The 849-nt window shown below is 65.0% G+C and carries 2 protein-coding genes; one reads left to right on the top strand and one right to left on the bottom strand.

Features of this window, described 5'->3' with window-relative positions; all coding sequences use genetic code 11:
- On the bottom strand, positions 1-446 hold a 446-nt coding region (locus AX750_RS25065), incomplete at its 3' end, for a recombinase family protein (RefSeq protein WP_066733574.1).
- 218 nt (positions 447-664) lie between these two features.
- On the opposite strand from AX750_RS25065, the gene AX750_RS25060 reads away from it, so the two are divergent.
- The coding region (locus AX750_RS25060; RefSeq protein WP_245282517.1) for a DUF4158 domain-containing protein at positions 665-849 on the top strand (185 nt) is incomplete at its 3' end.

The following is an 849-nucleotide window of genomic DNA, read 5'->3' as shown; positions in this document are numbered from 1 at the left end:
TTGAAGGGCCGGCCGCCGTTGCGCCCGCGGGCTCGTGCTGCGGCGAGGCCGGCATTGGTGCGCTCGACGATCAGCTCGCGCTCGAACTCCGCCAGCGCCGCGAAGAAGTTGAACATCAGCCGGCCGTTGGCCGTGGTGGTGTCGATCGCGGCGCCTTGGCCGGTGAGCACCTTCAGCCCGACGCCGCGTCTATTGAGAGCCTGCACGACATCGACGAGGTGCTTGAGGCTGCGGCCCAGCCGATCGAGCTTCCAGACCATCAGCGTGTCGCCATCGCGCAGCGCTCTCAGGCAGGCCTCCAGTCCTGGGCGGTCGTCGCGTTTTCCCGACGCGCGATCGGTGTAGAGTTGATCGACGGCGACGCCGGCCGCCACGAGCGCGTCGGATTGCAGATCGACGACCTGGCTGCCGTCCGTCTTGCTCACGCGCATGTAGCCTATCAGCACCAGCTTCTTCCCTTCCGGCGCCGTCACGCAAACGGCCGATTATCCGAGCGCCGCTACTGCAGCTTGATGATCGACGAATCGTGTCACTAATCCCGTCATTCTGTCAAAGGCCTGCAAACGCATCGAGCTGTTGATTGTGTGACGCAATCCGACTGATCGGACTCGGCGAGGTCGGTGAGGCGGGTTAGGGTCGATCATCCTTGGGGAGGATGGCCGACATGGCGCGGCGGGAGCTGCTGACCGATGACGAGCGCGGGCGCCTCTTCGGCATTCCCGAGGGCGAGAGCGAACTCATCCGGCATTACACCTTGTCGCCCGCTGAGTTCGACCTTGCCGCCGATCGGCGCGGCAGTCGCAACCGTCTTGGATTTGCGGTCCAGCTTTGCCTTCTGCGCTATCCGGG

The organism is Methylobacterium sp. CCH7-A2, from assembly GCF_001557075.1.
In the GTDB taxonomy this organism is placed as follows: domain Bacteria; phylum Pseudomonadota; class Alphaproteobacteria; order Rhizobiales; family Beijerinckiaceae; genus Allobosea; species Allobosea massiliensis.
Note: the sequence above shows the minus strand (reverse complement) of the source record. Positions and strands in the feature narration are given on the sequence as shown.